This window comes from Saccharopolyspora sp. NPDC000995 (assembly GCF_053599315.1).
The window spans coordinates 1-18,389 of sequence record NZ_JBSFLZ010000138.1 but is presented as its reverse complement, the minus strand read 5'-3'; the positions used below and the strand labels follow the sequence as shown (position 1 = coordinate 18,389).

The following is an 18,389-nucleotide window of genomic DNA, read 5'->3' as shown; positions in this document are numbered from 1 at the left end:
CGCCCCCCACCACTCATCGGCATATCCCACGCTCACGCCAAAGTGATCATTTCGGCTACCACCGCCCCCACAGTGACCGACTCGCTTATTTGAGGCCTAGGCAGGTGGACTACGACGTGGTGCACATCAACTCCGAGTTCGCCGTGCAGTCCAGCGACCACGACCCGCAGATCGTGCGGTTCCAACCCGGTAACTGACCCACGAGTCCCCGCTCCGGCCGCGGCTGGAGCGACCCGAGGCCGCCTTGGTGCGTTCAACGCAACCGAGGTGGCCTCGGGTGCTTCACATCTGGCTGATCACCGCCTTCGGGGTGCACCGAATCGTATGTGCACAGTGGACGGCCGGTGAGTTCGTCGAGCCGCACCCGGCCGGACACGCCGAACACCGATGCCAGCAGCGTTTCGTCGACGACCTCACCCGTCGGCCCCTCGGCGTGGACCACGCCGTCGCGGAGGGCGACGAGTCGGTCGGCGTAGCGGGCGGCCTGTTCCAGGTCGTGAAGCACGGTCACCACGCACAGCCCGCGCTCGTGCTGCAACCGACGGACCAGTTCGAGGACCTCCAACTGGTGGCCGATGTCCAGGTAGGTGGTCGGCTCGTCGAGCAGCAAGATCGAGGTGTCCTGCGCCAACGCGAGCGCTAGGCGCACGCGTTGGCGTTCGCCACCGGAGAGGCGGTCAATCAACTCATCGGCGTAGTGCTCGACACCGGTGACGGACATCGCGTCGCGCACCTGCCCGTCGTCCCCGCCCGCCAGCATCCCCAAGGGGCCGTGCATGGCGTACCGGCCCTGGCGCACCAACTGCCGGACGGTGAGACCGGGCACAGACGGCATCGACTGCGGCAGCACCGCGACCTCGCGGGCAATCTGGCGGCGGGAGGACGATCGCAGCGGACGGCCTCGTACGAGGACTTCGCCGGCATCCGGCGCGTGGAGTCCACCGAGCACGCGCAGCAACGTGGTTTTGCCACAGCCGTTGCGGCCGACGAGCGCAACCCATTCGCCGTCGGAGACGGTGAGGTCGACGCCGGCGAGCACCATCCGGTCCCCGAATCGGACGGTGATCCCACGGGCTTTCAAGGCACTCAAGACTTTCCTCCGGCAGTCGGGGTTGTCCTGGCGACCCGGATCAGGACCACTGCCCCGATCACCGCGGTCACCGCCCCGGTCGGGACACCGGCGAGCGCACGCTCCGCGGCCCACGACGTGACGGCCTGGGCCACGACATCCGCGCCGCACACCGTCGCGGCACCGAGCAATCCGGCTGCGGGCAAGGCGAAACGGTGATCGGCGCCGAACAGCGCACGTGCGGCGTGCGGGGCGAGCAGGCCCACGAAGGCCATGGCACCGACCGAGGCGATCGCGACGGCCGTCATCACAACCGCGATGAGCAGCACAGCGCTGCGCCAGGGAGCAACCGCGAGCCCGACGGCGCGCCCGTGGTCATCATCGACTGCCAACACCTGGATCACCATGGACACCAGCAGCCCCGACGCCGAAACCAAGAGCAGCCACGGCCACAACGCCGACCAATGCGCCCAGGTGCGCCCGTTGAGCGAGCCGATCAACCACTGCGTCGTCGACCCGGTCAGCTGCGGTCGGGCGGTGAGCAGCACCATGGTGCCGCCGCCGAGCGCGGCCGAAACCACCACGCCGATCACGACCAACCGCATCGGTTCGCTGCCGGTCCGCACCGCGACCAGCCACAGCGCACCACCGCCCAGCGCGCCGCCCACCGCCGCGACCAGGATCATCCGGGCGGGCGAAGCGAAGTCACCACCCACCAACGTCGCGGCCACCGCACCCAGCACGGCGCCCGAACCGACTCCGGTCACATCCGGCGACGCCAGTGGATTGCGCAGCACTGTCTGCAACACGATGCCCGCCATCCCCAGGCACATGCCCGACCCGGCGCCCACGAGCACGCGCGGCGCCCGCAGGTCGTGAACGATCTGCGTGGTCAGCCGGTCCGCGTGCCCGAAAACCGCGGCCCAGGTCTCCGTGGCCGAAACCGTCGAACCCGTCGCCAGGTGCGCCATAGCGAAGACCACTACGACGACGAGCAACGTGATCAGCCGCAACGGCCGGGGAATCCGCGCGATCACCTGGCCACCACCGAGACCTTTCGCCGCAGCAGGAGCAGCGAACCCGCGCAGATCGCGACGACGGCGGTCAATCCGCCCACCGGCAGTTCGACGGGGTGCAGCAGCGTCCGCGCCAGCAGATCCGCGGTGACCACCAGCAGCGCACCCAGCACCGCGGACCACAGCAGCCACGACCGCTGCGTGCCGCGCGGGCGCAGCCAGCGGCTCAACTGCGGTGCGAGGAAACCGATCCAGGCCACCGGCCCGCACGGCCCGACGACGACAGCGGTGAGCACGCACCCCACGGCCAAGGTCGTGGCGCGGGCCCGGACCGGCGACGCGCCGAGGGCGGCGGCGGTGTCGTCGCCGAGCCGGAGCACCCCGAGCGAGGGGATCATGAGCGCGGCCAGCGGCAGACCGATCAGCAGTCCCGGCGTCAGGGTCGCGACGGTCTCCCACGTGGTCCCGGTCAGCGAACCCAGCAGGTAGCGCACCAGCACACCCTGGTCACGCGAGTCCGACAGCGACAATGCCGTCAACATCACCGCATGCAGTCCAGCGCTGACGGCCGCACCGACGAGCAGCACCGCTGCCCGGTCGGTCACACCGCGGATCGCCAGCATCGTGAAAGCCCCGCCAACTGCGGCACCCACCAGCGCGGGCACCAGCGGAGCCCCCGGGAGCGACACGCCCCACGCGACGCACCCCGCCACCGCCGCCGACGCTCCGCTGGAGACCCCGAGCATTTCCGGCACCGCCAACGGATTCCGCAAGGATTCCTGCAACAGCAGGCCTGCGGCCCCCAGCATCGCCCCGGCAAACGCTGCGAGGACCAGTCGCGGAGCACGCAACAGCACCACCACGGTGTGCTCCACTCCCCCGTCTGCGGTCAGCGCGTGCGGAAGGCGGTTCACGCCCACGAATGGCTCACCGAGCATGAATGACGCGGCGACCAGCACTACCGCTAGGCCAGCTGCAACCGCCGCGAAAGGCCAGTCGCCGCGCCGACGAAGTGAGTTCATCGGGGAGCGGGGACCAGCTTCAGGGACGCGTCGATGATCGCGGCCATGCTCCGCGTACCGCGCCCGGAGCCGAACAGCTTGGCGTGCACCTCGTGCACCTGCTGCCCCTGCACCGCCGGGATCTGCTTCCACACCGGGTTCTCGGCGAGCTGCGCGCTGAGAGTTCGGTCCTGCGGCGAGAAGAGCAACGAGTACACCAGCGTTACATCGGGCTGCTTCGCCAGCAGTTCCTCGACGCTGTAGTTGCCAGCGGTCTCGACATCCGCGCCCTTGGCCGGGAAGGGATAGGTGAACAGCTGCGCGAGCAGATCACCTTTGAGGGAGTCACTGGTGTCCACGCCGATCGACTCGGCGCTGCCGTACATCAGCACGACCTTCTGACGCACCTGACCGCTGTCACGAGTGGCCTGCACGGCGTCGGCGAGCTTTGCGCGGAAGGCCGTCTCCGCGGCCATGGCCTGCTCGGTGCGCCCGGTCAGCGAACCCAGGTTCCGCAGGTATTCCACCGATTCCTGCCAGTTCACCGGATCGGTCAACCACAACGGCGCGAAGCTTTCGATCGCGGGGCGCAGCGAGTCGTGCACGCCAGAGAGCCCGATCACGAGATCCGGTTTGAGCGCCGCGATGCTCTCGACGTCCTCGGAGCCGAAACTGCCCTGCACGGCGGGAACTGTCTTGCCCACCTCCCCCATCAGCGCGGGGTGGATAAGCAGGGCCGAATTGCTCGTACCGGTCGGCGTCATGCCGAGTTCGACGAGCATGTCGTCGCATAGCCCACTCAGGCACACGATCCGCTCGGGTGCCTTTGGCAGGCTCAGCTGGTGCCCGTGCGGGTCTGTGATGGTCGACGATGCCTGCAACGGCTGCGCTGCGCGGTCGATCATCGGAGTCGGCGCGATGTCCGGGGTATCCGCAGCCTGCTCCCCCGGAGCGGCCGAGCAGCCGGCGAGCCCAACGACAGCGGAAAGCACGACAGCGGAAAGCGTTCGAACGGTGCTGCGCTCAGCGCGCACGAGGTCCTCCTTGAGCGATTCGTCCACCGAGTGGAAGCGCCGATGACGGTAACCATTTTCATCTAAGGTTGTCCATATTCGGGTGATTCGTCACAGGACGCCGCGGCAATCCGGTCACGCAACGTGGCCGCGTCGCGTTTGCACGCGTCGACGCGATCACCGGGCACGAACTCCAGCAACACCTCGCACCGCCTGCCATCGACGGCGAGCTCGGCCAGGACCGCGTCCCAGAGGTCGACGCGGTCGGCCAACGCGAGCCGCTCGGTGAACCCGTCCGCGCCCCAGGAGAACGCGTGCACCGACGCCAATTTCGGCAGCAGCGCACGCACTTCCCGCACGCAGGTTTCGACCTCGGGCAGCTCGCGCGGCTGCCAATGCGCGACCAGCGCAGCGTGCCCGACCTCGTCGTGCAGGCGCAGCGCCGAGTCGATGTCGTCGGTCAGCGACTCGACGTGGTACTCGACCGTGAGCTGAATTCCTTCCGCCGCACACGCTTCCGCGCAACGGCGAATGTCGGCCACGGTGCGGGAACGCTGCTCGCCGGTTACCTCCGCGGACGCGACCACGCCCGCCCACACCCGGATGCGGGGTGCGCGCAGTGCGACGGCCGTGCGCAACGCCTCGTCGAACTCGGATTCAGGGGTGTGGCCAGCCTTGTAGTACGAGCCGTACGTACCGATCTCGATGCCGTGGTCCGCGCACAGCGCGAAAACGGTGCGCGCAGTGCCGATGTCGCCGCGGGGCACGTGCACGTCACCGCCCCACTCGACGACCTGCAGTCCGCAGTCGACCGCCACCGACACCACCTGTGCGGGTTCGAGCTGGCGGAAGGTCACCGACGCCAGTCCCGGGATGATCATGTTCTCGTCCTTCTCCGTGGGGGTGCTAACAAACAGCCGTCTGACACCGTCGCGGGCCGGGGGCTCATCTCCCGCCGACCGCGAGCGCGTGGAGCAGGCGGGCAGGACCTGCCGATCCCCGCAGAACCGTGTCGATCCAGCAGCCGACCGGCCGCGCCGGGAGGGCCAACCTGGTGGCGGCCAACCACGCCGCATGCACCGCCAGGCCCGCGCCGACGTGCTCGTCGAAGGCCGTCCCGGGGTCGGGATCAACCATTCCGGCCGCCAGCAGCATCGCGCCCGACCGAACGAGTTCCGGCTGGCCGCACGAGCGGGGCGCGAGATCGGCCACCAGGTCACTCGACACGGATCGCAGCACCGCGACCTGCCCCATCGCCAGCGGCGCCGCGGACCTCGACAGCTCCTGCCACTCCGCCGCTGCGTCATCGCCAGAAGTCACGGCCTCCCATGGCGCGGTCGCCCGGGTCAGCAGCTCGGTCGTGGCCGGTTCCGGTGCGCACCACTGCCACTGCCGCGCCGACCTCTCCCGCCCCAACTCGGTGAGCGCCCCGGCGAGCAGGGCCCACGCCGCTTCGCCATGCGCCGCCACGACGGCGTCGAGCGCCAGCTCGGGATTCGGGACGCGCTCGGCTGAGGTCACCGGTGGAAGGGTGAACGAGCCGTCGATCTCCACCACTGACAGCGGGAACTCCGGCGCACATCGCGGCCAGCGCACCACGCCTCCCGAGCGCGGCAGGCCCGCCAAAGCGGCCAGTGCGTCCACGCCCAGGCCGGTGGTGGCACGCGCCGGGTGGCCCAATGCGGCGGCCGAGGCGAGGACCGCGCCCATCGCGTGCCCCAGATCGAGCAGCAACACCGGGAGCGAGCGGGGGCCGTACCGCCACCACGTCCGCAATGGGTTCACCGACAGCACCACCTGGAGGTCCGACGTGGACCGTGCCGTCCTCGTCGGCGCGACCAGGGCGTGGCGAACCGGGTCGTACCGCCATGCTGCGCCCCGGTGCACGACGTGCGCCTCGATCGGATACCGGCCGCCCGCCGACGGCACGCGGCGCAACCCCACTCCTGCAGTTCGTCGTCGCGGGTCCGAAGCCAATGCGAGGTCCAGCAGGGCGCCGACCCCGCCGCGCGGCCAACGGTCCAGCCCAAGTCCGGCGTCGGGCCAGCTCCGGGATTCCGCCGGCCGCAACGCGTGATCGGGGGCACCAGGTGGTTCGCCGCCCCACGCCAGGTGCAGCGACTCGCGGACGCTCACAGAAACGGCGGGGGCTCGATGACAAGACCAGCCGGTCCGCCGAGAGGATCCGCCCCAGCGGCCCAACCGCGCTCCTGGATGACCTCGCGCCACCGCGGCAGACCCCAGTACCGGAATGCCGCGGGCGCGTTCGGCACGAGGCCCGTGGCGCACACCCGCACGACCCGCAGCGGCGTGTGCGCCACATCGGCGGTCGTCAGGTCGGAGTGCGCGATCCGGCATCCGGCGCCGCGCAAGCTCGACAGCAATGAAACCAGATCACCGCGCGGGAGATCGTCGACCCCGATCGCCTGCTGGGGCCGGGTGAACCGGGGCAGGAGCCGCTCCTGGACGCGTTCGTCGAGCCACACCTGGACCTGCGCGCCCAGGTCCCGGACCCGACCGAAGCACGTGCCGGAATCGTCCAGGTAACGACGGTCCTCCCGAAACGGCAGGTAGAGGCCTTCGGCGAGGATGCCGGCGCGAATCGCCTCGAACACCCATCCGCCGGGGTCGACCAGACCGAGCGTGAACACCCACGTGTGCACGGCTTCCAGCACCGCTTTGGTGCACGCCTCCACCGGGTCGAAACGCGCGGCCCCGCCCCCGCCGACGATCCCGGTCACCGGATCCACCACCACGGCCGCCACGCACGCGGCGGGATGCTCCGTCGGCAGCTCCACCAGGTGCACCCGCAGCCGCGAGCCCGCGAGCTCGGCCGCCAGACCGGGCACCGAGTCGATGTCGATCCCTCGCGATGGGCCACCCAGGTGCCACCACAGCTCCAGGGCGTCGCGTTCGAGCAGTTCCAGCAAGCCGCGGCGGAACGCGTCGCGCTCGTCGGTGCCAGTTGCGATGCCCGCGTAGTTGAGGTGGTGCAGGCGGGGTTCCCGGCGACGTTCGCCGCTGTGGTAGTTCAAGTGCACCCACGAGGCGGGCAGCCAGCACGGTTCGCCGTCCTCGGCGCCTTTCACCCATTCCACGGCCAAGTCGTCGGTGAACGGCCGGTACGGCCAGCGCGAGGCCTCGTGCTGCCACGGCGCGAAGAACGGGAGATCGCCGGGCCCGAACATCCGCTCACCGCGCAAATCAGCAGCGGTCGCCCGCGGTAGACCCGGCGCGACCCGGTTTCCGCAGTAGCGTTCCACCGCCTCACCGAGCGCGGCGGTGCGGGCCCCTCCGGGATCCCCGAAGGTGGTGCCGAGGCTTACCCGGTCGGCGGGCCACGCGCCGAGCCGCCGCGCGTCGGCGATCTCGGCGGTGACGCCGATGTAGCGCGGCGGGGCACCGTCCACCGGGGCGACGTCGACGAGGCGGCGCACGATCCCGGTGACGGGGTCGATCAAGGACTCCACCGGCATCGTCGGGGTGGCGGGCATCGAAGCGACCTCCTGGTCGGGACGTGGTGGATCGAGCAGCGCCGAGGGCGTGACAACAGCGGTTCCTGGCCCGCGCCAAGGCACATCGAGGTGGGCCGCGTGGACGCGACGCGCACCGGGCAGCAGTTCGGTCGCCGTGACCGGGTCGCCGCCGGTGTGCGGGTTGCGGGCGTGGGCAGGCCAGTGGTGACCTGCCACCTCGACGACAAGCCGCGCCCCCGCAGCGACCAGTACACCGATGGGCGGTGTCGTGATCACGACCTCGCGGCGACGTCCTGGCACATGCGCGTACCGGCCGACCGCGTGCGTCAACGGCACGAGGCGATCACCGCTTTGCAGTGCGATGCGCACCACCCAGTCCGCGTCGACCGAGTCGGCTTCGGCATCGAGAGCGACGGTGACACGACCAGCGATCTCCCCTGCAGGAAGCGGATCGGTGCGCACCAACGCCCGGTCCTCGCGTTCGGAGAACCTGACGTCCGAACGGAACGGGTCGGACGGGTCGGCGACGAAAGCCGCATCCGACACCGCGCACGGCAACCGCATGCGGCCGTGGTCCATGCTGCTCCACCGGCCGTGCGAATCGACGGCGATGACGCCCGCGTCCCCACCGAATCCGTCGCTGCAGACCCCGCGCGCCCACTGCGCGTACACCGAGCCGATGCGCTGACCGCCGAGAGCGGCGCCGGGTTCGCGTGAGTCCAGGTCGTGGCCCCAAGGCCCAAGGACGAGGCGCGTGGGCCCACCCCATGCGTCGGCGAGTTCCACCGTGTGCGAAGCGAAGGGGTCCTGCAGACCGCCGACCGCGAGCAGCGGCATGCGCAGCTCGCGCAGCCCGTTCCACAACCGTTCGTCACGACGGGGTGCCGTCCACATCTCGTCCCAGCCCGGCGGCGTCGTGCCGAGCACCCGCTCGACGAGCCCGACGACGGGGAGCTGCGACAGCAGGCTCGGATCGTGCTGCGGTGCACGCGGTTGAGTGGTGCCCCCGTGTTCTGCCCACCACCCCACCCGGCAGGCGAGCCGCGCGGCACCACCCGGTTCCCGCGCGGTCTCGCCGAATCCCAGTGCCGGCACGCTGGCCAGCACCCCGCGCACGACGTCCGGTCGCGCCAGCGCGGCGGTCACCGCGCAGTAAGCACCGTAGGAAGCTCCCGCGACGAGCAGCGGACCGCCGCCGAAGTCCTGGTCAGCAACCCAGTCGACCACCGCGGCACCATCGGCCGGTTCGTGGACGTAGGGCAGGAATTCCCCTGTCGAGCCGAAACGTCCTCGCACGTCACCGACCACGCAGGTGAACCCGCGCCGAGCCCATCCCTGCGCCTCGCCGAGCAGGCGGTGGCGCCAGTACGGCGTGCGGAGCAGCACGACCGGGCCTGGCTCGTCAGCCACCACCACCGTGACGGCGAGGCGACAACCGTCCACAGTGGTCACGATGTGATCGCTGGTCATGGCGCGCTGGCGGGAACGGGCAGGACTGGATGATCGCTGATCGCGCCGGTGTCGAGGTCGACCACGCGCAACCGCCTGTCAACGGGCAGCGGATCGCGCTGGAACGCGCTTTCCCCCGAGCGCGAACCCAGTGCCCACGCCCGGAGGTCATTCACCAGCAACGCCACGACGAGAGCGAGGTCGGACGGATCGGCATCCCCGTCGCCGTGCAGCGCTTCCCCGGTGTCGTGCTGCGCCCAGAACGCGGCCAGGTGATGATGTCCCGACCCCGCGGCGGCCAGCCTGCGGGCAACGACATCACGATGCCGCACCTCCCCCGCCACCGGTTCGACGAGGACGTGCCGACCTTCGCGACTCGCGCGCTGCCACGCCACGCCGTGGTCGACGAGCACGTCGAGCTCTCGCCATGCGCTCGGGGCCGGACCGTCGGACCAAGCGCACACCGCGGCCGGATCGCAAGCCAAGATGTCCGCCGCGGTCGACGTCGCCGGGACCACGACCGGATCCGCACCAGCGCGACGCAGTGCCTCGCAGAACGTCGCGTCCTCACGCGCGAGCACGACCACGCGCGCGCGTTCCGCAGGCCACGTCGCGCGCGCACCGAGGTGCCCCGCCTGGCGGAATGCCTCCAGCGCCTTGGGTTCCACGCAGTTCTCGTCGGTCAAGGCACTGCGGACGGCGGCGAGTTCCTCGCTGGGAAGCGCGATGTCGAACATCGCCCCGGCGGCGTCGCGCAGCACCGCTGCCCGACCGTCCACGGTGAAAACCGAGCAGCCGGGCCGCAGTCGCGGCGGTGCGGCGGCGTCGCGCTGTCGCATCAGTCCTGCCTTTCCGGAAGTTTTGGGCCGATGCCGGCACCCAGCGGTGCCGGCACCGGGGTCGATCACTCGTCGCCCTCGAAGGGGTTCTCGACAAGCGCGTTGCTGTGGCTGGCCGAGTTATGCGGGAGCTCCCGCTCGACCTCCACGCGCTGGAAGACGTTGTCCATTTTGTTCACCTCCTCCCGATCTACGCCGCTTAGTCAGACATAAATGATAATCATTTTCAATGGATTGATCGACTATTCGACCTGTGATGCGCCCCACCTCAAAGGCCGCCCGGCTAACGAAAATGATTCTCATTTACACTGGCCGGGCGAGGAGGACGAACATGCACAAGACCACGGCCGACGAGGCCCGCGCCGACCAGGACTTCCGGCGCTACCTGGCCGCGCGGGTGACATCAGTGGCGGGAAGCCTCGTCGCGACCGTCGCGCTGCCCGTCCTCGTCTACCAGCTCACCGGATCGGCGGGCTGGACTTCGGCCATCGCGGTCGCCGAAGCGCTCCCCTACCTGCTGTTCGGCCTGATCGCCGGTGCGGTCGCAGACCGCGCCGACCGCCGGGTGCTCATGCTCAGCGCCGACTTCGCCAGCGCCGCCCTGCTGGCCACCATCCCCGCCGCCTGGGCCCTCGGAGTCCTCACCGCGCCGCACGTGCTCGTGGTCGGATTCTGCGTGCAGACCCTGTTCGTGCTCTTCGACGCCGCCAACTTCGGGGCGCTGCCCACGCTCGTCGGCAAACGGCTCCTCACCGATGCCTACTCCAAGGTCTACGGGGCGACAACACTCGCCGAACTCGTGATTCCCCCGCTGAGCGGTCTGCTGGTCGCGGTCGCCACGCCCGCACCACTGACCGCCGTCAACGCCGTGACCGCGCTCGCGTCCGGGCTGCTGGTACGTTCAATCGTCCGTCCACTGTCGACACCTGTGGGCACCACCACGCGCAGGACCGCCACGTCGATGCTCGCCGACATCAGGGCTGGACTGTCCTTCCTCGCACGCCACCGCGTGGTCCGCGTACTCACGCTCGTGGGCACCACCCACTCGGTCGCCAGCGGCGCTTACGTAGCCATGCTCGTGCCGTGGGCCGACCATGTCCTCGGCGTGCCCCCGTCCGGCGACTGGCGCATCGCGGTGCTGTTCAGCGGCTGGGGCGTCGGCGGACTCCTCGCGTCGCGAATAGTGCCTCACCTGACGAGGCGCTACGGCGGCGCACGCCTGGCGCTCGGCGCGCTTCCCACCTCACTGCTGTGCGGGTGCGCCGTACTGCTCACCACGCATTGGATCGCCGCCGTTGTGACGGCCACCGCGTGGGGCGCCGCGTACTCCACAGTCGTCATCAACGCGATCACCTACCGGCAGCACGTCTGCCCCGACGAACTCCAGAGCCGCATCAACACGACCTGCCGCATGCTGTCCTGGGGCATCGGCATGCCGACCGGAGCCGCGCTCGCCGGGGCGATCGCAGTGGCCGGGGCGAGCCCCCGCACCGGAATCGCCGCCGGTGTCTCGGTCCTAGCCATCGGCGTCATCACCGCTTGGTGCTCACCCCTGCGCAACGAACCACGAACCGCGGCAACCTGATCCGGCCATGCCACCCACCGGCCCGTACGAACCAGCGTGCCATTCCGCGCAGGACGCAGGGTTGCTCTTGCAACGTTGAGGATTCGGCTTGGGTTAGGCGAAGTTCCTCTTACGAACCGGTGAAGGCTTGGCGAGCCCGGCGGTGCTTCACCAGCGCCAAGTGTGGAACTCCGGTACGAAACGGCTTTTCCGAGAAGGGAGTCTGCGGTGAGCGAGACGATGAACTCCCCCGGAAGGTGCCAATCTGAACCAGCCGAACTCGGCCCGCATCTACGACTTCCTGCCCGGTGGATCGCACAACTTCGAGGTGGATCGGCAAGCAGCCCAGACCATGCAACGCGCCCGAACGGCCGCGGAGCCCGGAGGAAATCGCGGACTCCTCGGCGGCTGCGCCATCGCCGATCCCGGGGTCGTGCCCGTGCCCCTGTGGCACCCCGACAGAGCACCGACAGAGCACCGGCCGACGACGAGATCAGCCGGAGCAACTGTGGCCGATGTCGAGGTAGCTGACGTCACCGGACGATGTCGACATCGTGTGCCGATGATCTCCGAGTGCGCGCAGGCTCATCGGTGGAGTCCCCCAAGAAGAAAACCGGCTGTCCGTCTAGCATGACCAGACTGACAGTTGGTTTGTCAAACATCGGCCCGCGGTGGCCGAGGCCAGCAGCATCCGGGCGACCGCCGTGAGGTTTCGTGGCCCCAGCCGCAGTGCGGCCGAACTAGGCTCGACCGCGACAGCGGGCATCGATGGCGTTGGCCGCGCCCGATGACCCGGAACGCTCAGTAGGCGACCGAGATGTGTTCGCGTGAGTGCTCGTGGCGCTCGATCTCGTCGACGACCGCCAGCGCGAAGTCGGCACCGGAGATCTCCGACTTGCCGTTCTCGTCGAACAGAGCCACGTCACCGCCGAGGCGGTAGGTGCCGGTCCTCTCGCCAGTAGCCCACGAGCCGTAGCCGCCCGCGGGCGAGAACACGGTCCAGTCGAGTCCCTCCGGCGCGGCGGTCGCGAGCCATTCCCGGATCCCGTCCATCTCCAGCGCCTCCGAACGGAACTGCTCGGAGATCTCCCCCTCGACGAATCTGGGCTCGCCCGGCGCGGGGCGCAGCGACGAGAACCCGGCGATCACGATCAAGCGTGCCCCGGTGTCGGCTGCCGCATTGGCGAAATCCCGGTACAGGCCATGGAGCCGGCCCACCAGGTCCCCGCGCGGCGACAGGGTCGCGACCACCGCGTCCTCGCCGGCGATCAGCTCCGTGGCGTCCTCGGCCATGGCGTGCCTGTAGACCACCCCAGCGACCGGCGTGGTGGGCGCTGACCGCGAGAACGACGTCACCTGGTGACCGCGCGAGGCTGCCTCGGTAACGACGTTGCTGCCGGTGTATCCGGTACCGCCGATGATCAGGATCTTGCCCATGGTGACTCCCCTGCAGGTGGATTTCAGCGCCAGCCCAGCGCGGGCGCGACGTGGGTGAGGATGCTGTCCAGCACGTGACTGTTGTAATCCACCCCGAGCTGGTTGGGCACGGTCAACAGCAGCGTGTCAGCCTCGGCGATCGCCTCGTCGTCGGCCAACTGCTGCACCAGCACGTCAGGCTCGGCAGCGTAGGTTCGGCCGAAGATGGCCCGCGTGTCCGCGTCGATGTAGCCGACGTGGTCCTCGCTGTCGCCGTCGCGGCCGAAGTACGCGCGGTCCAGGTCATTGGTGAGCGCGAAGATGCTGCGCGACACCGACACGCGCGGTTCGCGCTGCCATCCGGACTCGGCCCACACCTTGCGGAACGCCCGGATCTGCTCGGCCTGCTGCACGTGGAACGGCGCCCCGCCCTCATCGTCCTTGAGGGTGGAGCTCATCAGGTTCATGCCGAGCTTTGCTGCCCAGGCCGCGGTGGCGTTGGAGCCGGCACCCCACCAGATCCGGTCCCGCAGCCCCTCGGAATACGGCTCGATGCGCAGCAGTCCGGGCGGGTTAGCGAACATCGGGCGCGGGTTCGGCTCGGCGAACCCCTTGCCTTCCAGCACCTTCAGCAACACCTCAGTGTGCTTGCGGGCCATGTCCGCGTCGGTGTCGCCGCCGCTTGGCTGATAGCCGAAGTATCGCCACCCGTCGATCACCTGCTCTGGCGAGCCACGGCTGATGCCGAGCTGGAGCCTGCCGCCGGAGATCAGGTCCGCCGCCCCGGCATCCTCTGCCATGTACATCGGGTTCTCGTACCGCATGTCGATCACGCCGGTGCCGATCTCGATGCGTGAGGTCTTGGCGCCGATCGCGGCCAGCAGCGGGAACGGGGAACCGTGTTGCCGGGCGAAGTGGTGTACCCGGAAGTGGGCACCGTCGGCACCTAGCTCCTCTGCCGCCACGGCCAGGTCGATGGCCTGCAGCAACGAGTCCGAGGCGGTCCTGGTCTGCGAATGCGCAGTGCTTGACCAGTGCCCGAAGGATAGGAATCCTATGGTTTTCACGACCGTTGCAACACCGCGGCCAACCGGTTGATTCCTCAACCAAACCCCAGCTCACACCACCCACGGATCAGTCACAAGAGCCAAGAAGATTCGGAGTCGGGCCCATGGCCACATCGAGGAATGGAGCCCTCCCCTGGGCCTGTTGGGCTCCGATCGTCCGGGCGTGCGTCAGCTACCGGTCACCGCCGCGAACGGCTGGGGCTTGTACGAGCCGCCCGAGCTGCCAGTCCCGATCAGGCGCCTGTCCGTAAGTTCGGCTCCGCCCCGAGGGCACCTTCCTGCGGTCCGTCAACGCGATGCCACGAAATGCCGTCATACCGCATCAGCGCGTCGGTGCCGAGGTTCCACAGCGCGCCGCCGGCTGCACGAGCTTCCCGAGGCCTCCAGTCGGCACGGGAGCCTGCTGCCGACTCCACCCGGCGAAGCTGCGCGCGAGCGGGGCGTCGCCGTCGCGAAATGCATTCCCAACAGCCCAGACATCGGGGCCGACGGCCGTGACGTCGTGGGCAGAGATGCGTACAGCGTCGGGCACCTCCGGCGGCACCTCGGTCCACGTCCTGCCGTCCCAATGCATCGTCGCGCCCGGGCTGACCTTGGTAAACTGACTGATCACCCACGCGTTGTCCGGACCGGTCATCGCAGAGGCGACGATCTGGCCGATGTCCGGAACCTGCACCTCCACCCAGCGTTCGGTCTCCTCACGGCGGAACGCCTGCGAGGTGATCGATGTCGGCGAGCCGGGCGGGCTGTAGCTGCCGAACGCCCAGGTCGCCCCGCCACCGCTGGACACGGTGGTCACGTACGAGGCCATCTCAGGTCTGGCCGGGAACTCCTCACGAGTCCAAGTGCCCTGCGCCGACGCTGTGCCCGCCACGTCCAAGACCACGGCCAAAGCCGTGGCCACGGTTGCTCCGGTTCTTCTTGACACCACTACCTCACGGCCGGTCTCCTACCTCCAGGAGACGCGGAACCAGTCGATCAGGTTGCTAACGACGGGCGTGCCAACTCGCCCATTTGACGAACTCGACTGAGCAGCGGTTCGCGGTGCACGCGGGGCGTCAAATCGCAGGTGGAGGCGCGGAAATCTATACTCCGAACCGATCGAGAAGAACCGCCGTCCGGCGGCGAGGCCGATGAGGGGTCGGCATGCGCACTTCCAGATCGATTCACCGCAGCGCCCTCACCGTGATCATCGGCGCACTGGCGCTGACGATGGCCGCCTGCGCTCAACCAGCACATCCTCCGGCCCCGTCCGCCATCGACTACCACCAATGGCACTCCGCCGACGATTTCCAGTCGGGCACCGCCGAGGGCGTGCGCAGTGGCGGAGCGGGCATCCAGATCGACGAACCCATCGGCACCGCCGCACATCCCGCACCCGATGGGCGGGCGCGCGACTACGACTACGCGCGGTGGACGTCCCCGCTGCAGGCGACGGGGTTCGGGGCGACCCAACTGGTCGCCTCGTGGAACGCGGCGACACCGCCCGGCACCTGGCTGCTTCTCGAAATGCGGGGCCGGACCAACACCGGCGCTCGAACCCGCTGGTACACCATGGGCGAATGGGCGTCAGGTGATGCAGACATCCACCGCACGAGCCTCGCCGGCCAATCCGACGTCCACGGAACCGTCAACGTGGACACCTTCACCACGAGTCCCGGAACGACGCTGTCCGGCTATCAGCTCCGCGCAACCCTCTACCGCGCCGTTGGCACACCGGTCTCGCCCTCGCTGTCGATGCTGGGCGCGATGACCTCAAGGATCCCGGACCGGTTCGGAGTTCCCACCTCCGGTCCCGGCGGCGCATGGGGCATCGAACTCCAAGTACCGCGATACTCCCAAAACGTCCACAGCGGACACTTCCCGCAGTACGGCGGCGGCGGTGAGGCCTGGTGCAGCCCCACATCGACGGAAATGGTCGTCGAGTACTGGGGAAAACGGCCACCCGAGCAGGACCTGGCCTGGATCGGTCCACAACACCCGGATCCCGCCGTCGACAACGCCGCACGCCAGACGTTCGACTACGCCTACGACGGCACCGGGAACTGGTCCTTCAACGCCGCCTACGCCGCGACCCACGGGTTGGAAGCGCACATCACCCGCCTGCACTCGCTGGCCGACGCGGAACTTTTCATCCGCAGCGGCATCCCTTTGATCACATCGCAGTCGTTCGCCGCCGACGAACTCGACGGCGCAGGCTACAACACCGACGGCCACCTCATGGTCATCGTCGGATTCACCACGAACGGGGACGTCATCGCCAACGATCCGGCTTCGTCCGACGACGCCGCCGTGCGCAACGTCTACCCTCGCACCCAGTTCGAGAACGTCTGGCTGCGCACCAAGCGCCGGGACGCCACGGGAGCAGTGGTCGACGCTTCCGGCGGCATCGCCTACATCATCACGCCGCCCCGATTCCCCCTGCCAGCCGCGCCCTGACGGCCCGAACTCCGCGAGGGCTGCGCAGTCTCGGCGGTGATCACTCGTGCCAATGCACACGGTGCATAGATGTCACACTCGAACCCGGTCACCTCCTCGGGTGCGACGATCGCGGCACCGGTAGCGTCGGCCACCGCGTTCGCCGCTTCGGTGTTGATGCCGCTGATGACGACCTTCGCACCGCGCTTGGTCAGCGAAGCCGCCAGCGGCTCAGGATCCGCAGCTTCGCTGTGGGCGTGTGCGTCTTCATGCTGTGGATGGCCAACGCCGGTGTCAACTTCGTTTTACCCGACGGTTGCCGCGCTCGACATCGCCCCGACCTTCTTCATCTTCGCCACAGTCGGCGTGCTGGGAATCGTCTTCGTCGCCGCCCAGGTTCCCGAAACCCGCGGCAAGACCCTCAAGGAGTTCGAAGACGAGATCCGCCCGCTACCCATGATCAGGAAGACCAGCCCCGCGCCCGTCGTGGTCGCACCCGCTGTTGCGGCGTGCGCCGCGATAGCACCGGCTGCCCTCCCCCTGAAGAACGACAGCTCCTGGCCCGATCCACACCCTCGTCCCACCTGGTCCGACCTCGCGGACACATCCACCCACCGCCCGTCCGCTAGCACCGCGCACTACTCAGGCCAAATGCGAGGGCAGTATGAGTAGTTCACCCCGTACCCGGCTCCGGTGCCGGCCGTCACAGTGGATAGCGCGACCGAAACAGTTCGACCCACCAGACATCCGCCGACGAATCGGGGTGTGACCATGTCCCAGCTCGCCCAGCGCTCCCACAACGCATCGCTGGCTTCCTGCCTCTTTGACGAACTTGATCGTCGCGCCAAGCTCGCCGAGCTCTGCATGAACCACGCGCTCGAACAGCAGTGCTGGGACCTCGTGCAGCGGCACCACCGCGAACTGCTCGTCGTCCGAGCGGAAATCCGTCGGCGCCTGGACGCCCTCGAGGACTTCCCCGGCCACGTCGGATCGCGCCTGGACGAGTGGACCGACGACGCGGTCGGATCCTGTTGAGGCCCGACAGATCAGACAGGACACTCGAACCCTTCGCGGCACCTGCGCCGCGAAGGGGTTTCTCGTGGTCCTCCTCCGGGGCCTCCCTCGATCCGAACATCGAGGCCGCCGCGATGAGCGCCCCGGCTGCGACCAGCGCCGCCACGCTCCACGAAGCTCCGTCGGACCACAGGATCCGCGACGTTGCCAGCAGCGCGGTGAACCCACCCAGCAGCACGCTGCCCATCTGGTAGCCGATGAACACACCCAGCCGATGGACACACCGCTGTATCGCACGCGCGGTTCGAACAGTTCGGTGTGGAACGCCGCGATGGGCGAACCGCTCGGTGCGGCAGCGCGAGCACGATGGCCGGGGACAGCGCGATGAACCCTGGGGGCTTGGTGTCGACCAGCCAGAAGAACGCCCAGGCGTAGGCCGCCATGAACAGCGCGCCTGCGATGAACACCGGTCGGCGCCCGATGCGATCCAAGCGCTGGACTAATTGGGCCGATCGGCCGTCAGTTCTTCTTCAGCTCCTCGGCGAGCATCACGATGATGCCGCTGGGACCTCGGACGTACGTGAGCTTGTAGACGTCCTCATACGTCGCGACGCCACGAAGCGGACGGCAGCCGTGCCTCGCGGCGATCTCAAGGGCTTTGTCGATGTCGTCGACTGAGAAGGCGACGCGGTGCATGCCAATCTCGTTGGGACGAGTGGGCTTCGAGTCGATCGCTTTGGGGTGGATGTACTCGAAGAGCTCAAGGCGGCCCTGACCGTCTGGCGTCTGGAGCATCGCAATGTTGGCGTGGTTGCCATCAAGGCCGACGGCAGTGTCGGTCCACTCACCACTGACCGTGTCACGGCCGACGACCGTGAGACCCAGGTCGGTGAAAAAGGCGATCGTTGCTTCGAGGTCACGAACGGCGATGCCGACGTTCTCAAGTTTGATGGCCATTGGTAGTCAGGGGCGCGGTGTCCCGAAGGACCCGGTTCCCCATCCCCCTTTCAATCCGTACGTGCGGTTTTCCCGCATACGGCTTACCGA

Annotated in this window: 18 protein-coding genes; 5 read left to right on the top strand and 13 right to left on the bottom strand. The window is 68.9% G+C overall.

All coding sequences use genetic code 11. From position 1 onward, the window contains the following. Positions 1–253 precede the first annotated feature (253 nt). From ACWDKQ_RS30550 to amiA, 9 genes are all read right to left on the bottom strand, one after another. Positions 254–1,090, bottom strand: a complete 837-nt coding sequence (locus ACWDKQ_RS30550; RefSeq protein ID WP_450142236.1) for an ABC transporter ATP-binding protein — start codon at positions 1,088–1,090, stop codon at positions 254–256. Beyond that, the gene (locus tag ACWDKQ_RS30545) at positions 1,087–2,106 is read right to left on the bottom strand and encodes a FecCD family ABC transporter permease (RefSeq protein ID WP_450142235.1); all 1,020 of its coding nucleotides are present in this window, start codon (positions 2,104–2,106) and stop codon (positions 1,087–1,089) included. The genes ACWDKQ_RS30550 and ACWDKQ_RS30545 overlap by 4 nt, the downstream gene beginning before the upstream one ends. After that, positions 2,103–3,107, bottom strand: coding sequence for a FecCD family ABC transporter permease (locus ACWDKQ_RS30540; RefSeq protein WP_450142234.1), 1,005 nt, complete (start codon positions 3,105–3,107; stop codon positions 2,103–2,105). Before ACWDKQ_RS30540 ends, ACWDKQ_RS30545 begins: the two co-directional genes overlap by 4 nt. After that, positions 3,104–4,120 (bottom strand): ABC transporter substrate-binding protein, encoded by a 1,017-nt coding sequence (locus ACWDKQ_RS30535; RefSeq protein WP_450142233.1) that lies wholly within the window; start codon positions 4,118–4,120, stop codon positions 3,104–3,106. Before ACWDKQ_RS30535 ends, ACWDKQ_RS30540 begins: the two co-directional genes overlap by 4 nt. Positions 4,121–4,182: 62 nt before the next feature. Next, positions 4,183–4,980: a sugar phosphate isomerase/epimerase family protein gene (locus ACWDKQ_RS30530; RefSeq protein ID WP_450142232.1), complete on the bottom strand. Its 798-nt coding sequence runs from the start codon at positions 4,978–4,980 to the stop codon at positions 4,183–4,185. A gap of 64 nt (positions 4,981–5,044) precedes the next feature. Continuing rightward, positions 5,045–6,235 (bottom strand): hypothetical protein, encoded by a 1,191-nt coding sequence (locus tag ACWDKQ_RS30525; RefSeq protein WP_450142231.1) that lies wholly within the window; start codon positions 6,233–6,235, stop codon positions 5,045–5,047. Further along, positions 6,232–9,027 carry a CocE/NonD family hydrolase gene (locus ACWDKQ_RS30520; RefSeq protein WP_450142230.1) on the bottom strand — a complete coding sequence of 932 codons (2,796 nt, stop codon included), beginning with the start codon at positions 9,025–9,027 and terminating at the stop codon, positions 6,232–6,234. The genes ACWDKQ_RS30525 and ACWDKQ_RS30520 overlap by 4 nt, the downstream gene beginning before the upstream one ends. Positions 9,028–9,041: 14 nt before the next feature. After that, a complete protein-coding gene (locus ACWDKQ_RS30515; RefSeq protein WP_450142229.1) occupies positions 9,042–9,863 on the bottom strand; it encodes a hypothetical protein in 822 nt (273 codons plus the stop codon). A gap of 65 nt (positions 9,864–9,928) precedes the next feature. Next, entirely contained in the window at positions 9,929–10,033 is a 105-nt protein-coding gene (gene amiA / locus ACWDKQ_RS30510; RefSeq protein WP_010314304.1) for a streptamidine family RiPP, read from the bottom strand. A gap of 161 nt (positions 10,034–10,194) precedes the next feature. Between amiA and ACWDKQ_RS30505 the strand changes: the two genes are divergently transcribed. Further along, entirely contained in the window at positions 10,195–11,448 is a 1,254-nt protein-coding gene (locus ACWDKQ_RS30505; protein WP_450142228.1) for an MFS transporter, read from the top strand. Positions 11,449–11,692: 244 nt separating this feature from the next. Continuing rightward, entirely contained in the window at positions 11,693–12,061 is a 369-nt protein-coding gene (locus tag ACWDKQ_RS30500) for an SAM-dependent methyltransferase (RefSeq protein WP_450142237.1), read from the top strand. A 167-nt stretch (positions 12,062–12,228) separates the two neighbouring features. On the opposite strand, the gene ACWDKQ_RS30495 is transcribed toward ACWDKQ_RS30500, so the two are convergent. The 3 genes from ACWDKQ_RS30495 to ACWDKQ_RS30485 form a co-directional block, all read right to left on the bottom strand. Further along, positions 12,229–12,864, bottom strand: a complete 636-nt coding sequence (locus tag ACWDKQ_RS30495) for an NAD(P)-dependent oxidoreductase (protein ID WP_450142227.1) — start codon at positions 12,862–12,864, stop codon at positions 12,229–12,231. A 23-nt stretch (positions 12,865–12,887) separates the two neighbouring features. Continuing rightward, on the bottom strand, positions 12,888–13,910 hold the full coding sequence (locus ACWDKQ_RS30490; RefSeq protein WP_450142226.1) for an LLM class flavin-dependent oxidoreductase: 1,023 nt from the start codon (positions 13,908–13,910) through the stop codon (positions 12,888–12,890). A 322-nt stretch (positions 13,911–14,232) separates the two neighbouring features. After that, positions 14,233–14,814, bottom strand: a complete 582-nt coding sequence (locus ACWDKQ_RS30485; protein ID WP_450142225.1) for a hypothetical protein — start codon at positions 14,812–14,814, stop codon at positions 14,233–14,235. Between the two features lie 242 nt (positions 14,815–15,056). Here ACWDKQ_RS30485 and ACWDKQ_RS30480 point away from each other — a divergent pair, with 242 nt between their 5' ends. The 3 genes from ACWDKQ_RS30480 (at position 15,057) to ACWDKQ_RS30470 (ending at position 17,363) form a co-directional block, all read left to right on the top strand. Continuing rightward, positions 15,057–16,349, top strand: coding sequence for a C39 family peptidase (locus ACWDKQ_RS30480; protein ID WP_450142224.1), 1,293 nt, complete (start codon positions 15,057–15,059; stop codon positions 16,347–16,349). Between the two features lie 270 nt (positions 16,350–16,619). After that, complete coding sequence (locus ACWDKQ_RS30475; protein ID WP_450142223.1) at positions 16,620–17,000, top strand: MFS transporter; 381 nt, start codon at positions 16,620–16,622, stop codon at positions 16,998–17,000. 99 nt (positions 17,001–17,099) lie between these two features. Continuing rightward, positions 17,100–17,363: a hypothetical protein gene (locus tag ACWDKQ_RS30470; RefSeq protein WP_450142222.1), complete on the top strand. Its 264-nt coding sequence runs from the start codon at positions 17,100–17,102 to the stop codon at positions 17,361–17,363. A gap of 498 nt (positions 17,364–17,861) precedes the next feature. Here ACWDKQ_RS30470 and ACWDKQ_RS30465 read toward each other — a convergent pair whose 3' ends face one another. Further along, positions 17,862–18,299 carry a VOC family protein gene (locus tag ACWDKQ_RS30465; RefSeq protein WP_450142221.1) on the bottom strand — a complete coding sequence of 146 codons (438 nt, stop codon included), beginning with the start codon at positions 18,297–18,299 and terminating at the stop codon, positions 17,862–17,864. Positions 18,300–18,389 lie beyond the last annotated feature (90 nt).

What these genes read in the sequence shown, in the direction of transcription:
- ACWDKQ_RS30540 (WP_450142234.1), bottom strand. Translation starts at nt 3,107, where the DNA reads ATGAACTCACTTCGTCGGCGCGGCGACTGGCCTTTCGCGGCGGTTGCA.
- ACWDKQ_RS30530 (WP_450142232.1), bottom strand. Translation starts at nt 4,980, where the DNA reads ATGATCATCCCGGGACTGGCGTCGGTGACCTTCCGCCAGCTCGAACCC.
- ACWDKQ_RS30515 (WP_450142229.1), bottom strand. Translation starts at nt 9,863, where the DNA reads ATGCGACAGCGCGACGCCGCCGCACCGCCGCGACTGCGGCCCGGCTGC.
- amiA (WP_010314304.1), bottom strand. Translation starts at nt 10,033, where the DNA reads ATGGACAACGTCTTCCAGCGCGTGGAGGTCGAGCGGGAGCTCCCGCAT.
- ACWDKQ_RS30505 (WP_450142228.1), top strand. Translation starts at nt 10,195, where the DNA reads ATGCACAAGACCACGGCCGACGAGGCCCGCGCCGACCAGGACTTCCGG.
- ACWDKQ_RS30495 (WP_450142227.1), bottom strand. Translation starts at nt 12,864, where the DNA reads ATGGGCAAGATCCTGATCATCGGCGGTACCGGATACACCGGCAGCAAC.
- ACWDKQ_RS30480 (WP_450142224.1), top strand. Translation starts at nt 15,057, where the DNA reads ATGCGCACTTCCAGATCGATTCACCGCAGCGCCCTCACCGTGATCATC.
- ACWDKQ_RS30470 (WP_450142222.1), top strand. Translation starts at nt 17,100, where the DNA reads ATGTCCCAGCTCGCCCAGCGCTCCCACAACGCATCGCTGGCTTCCTGC.
- ACWDKQ_RS30465 (WP_450142221.1), bottom strand. Translation starts at nt 18,299, where the DNA reads ATGGCCATCAAACTTGAGAACGTCGGCATCGCCGTTCGTGACCTCGAA.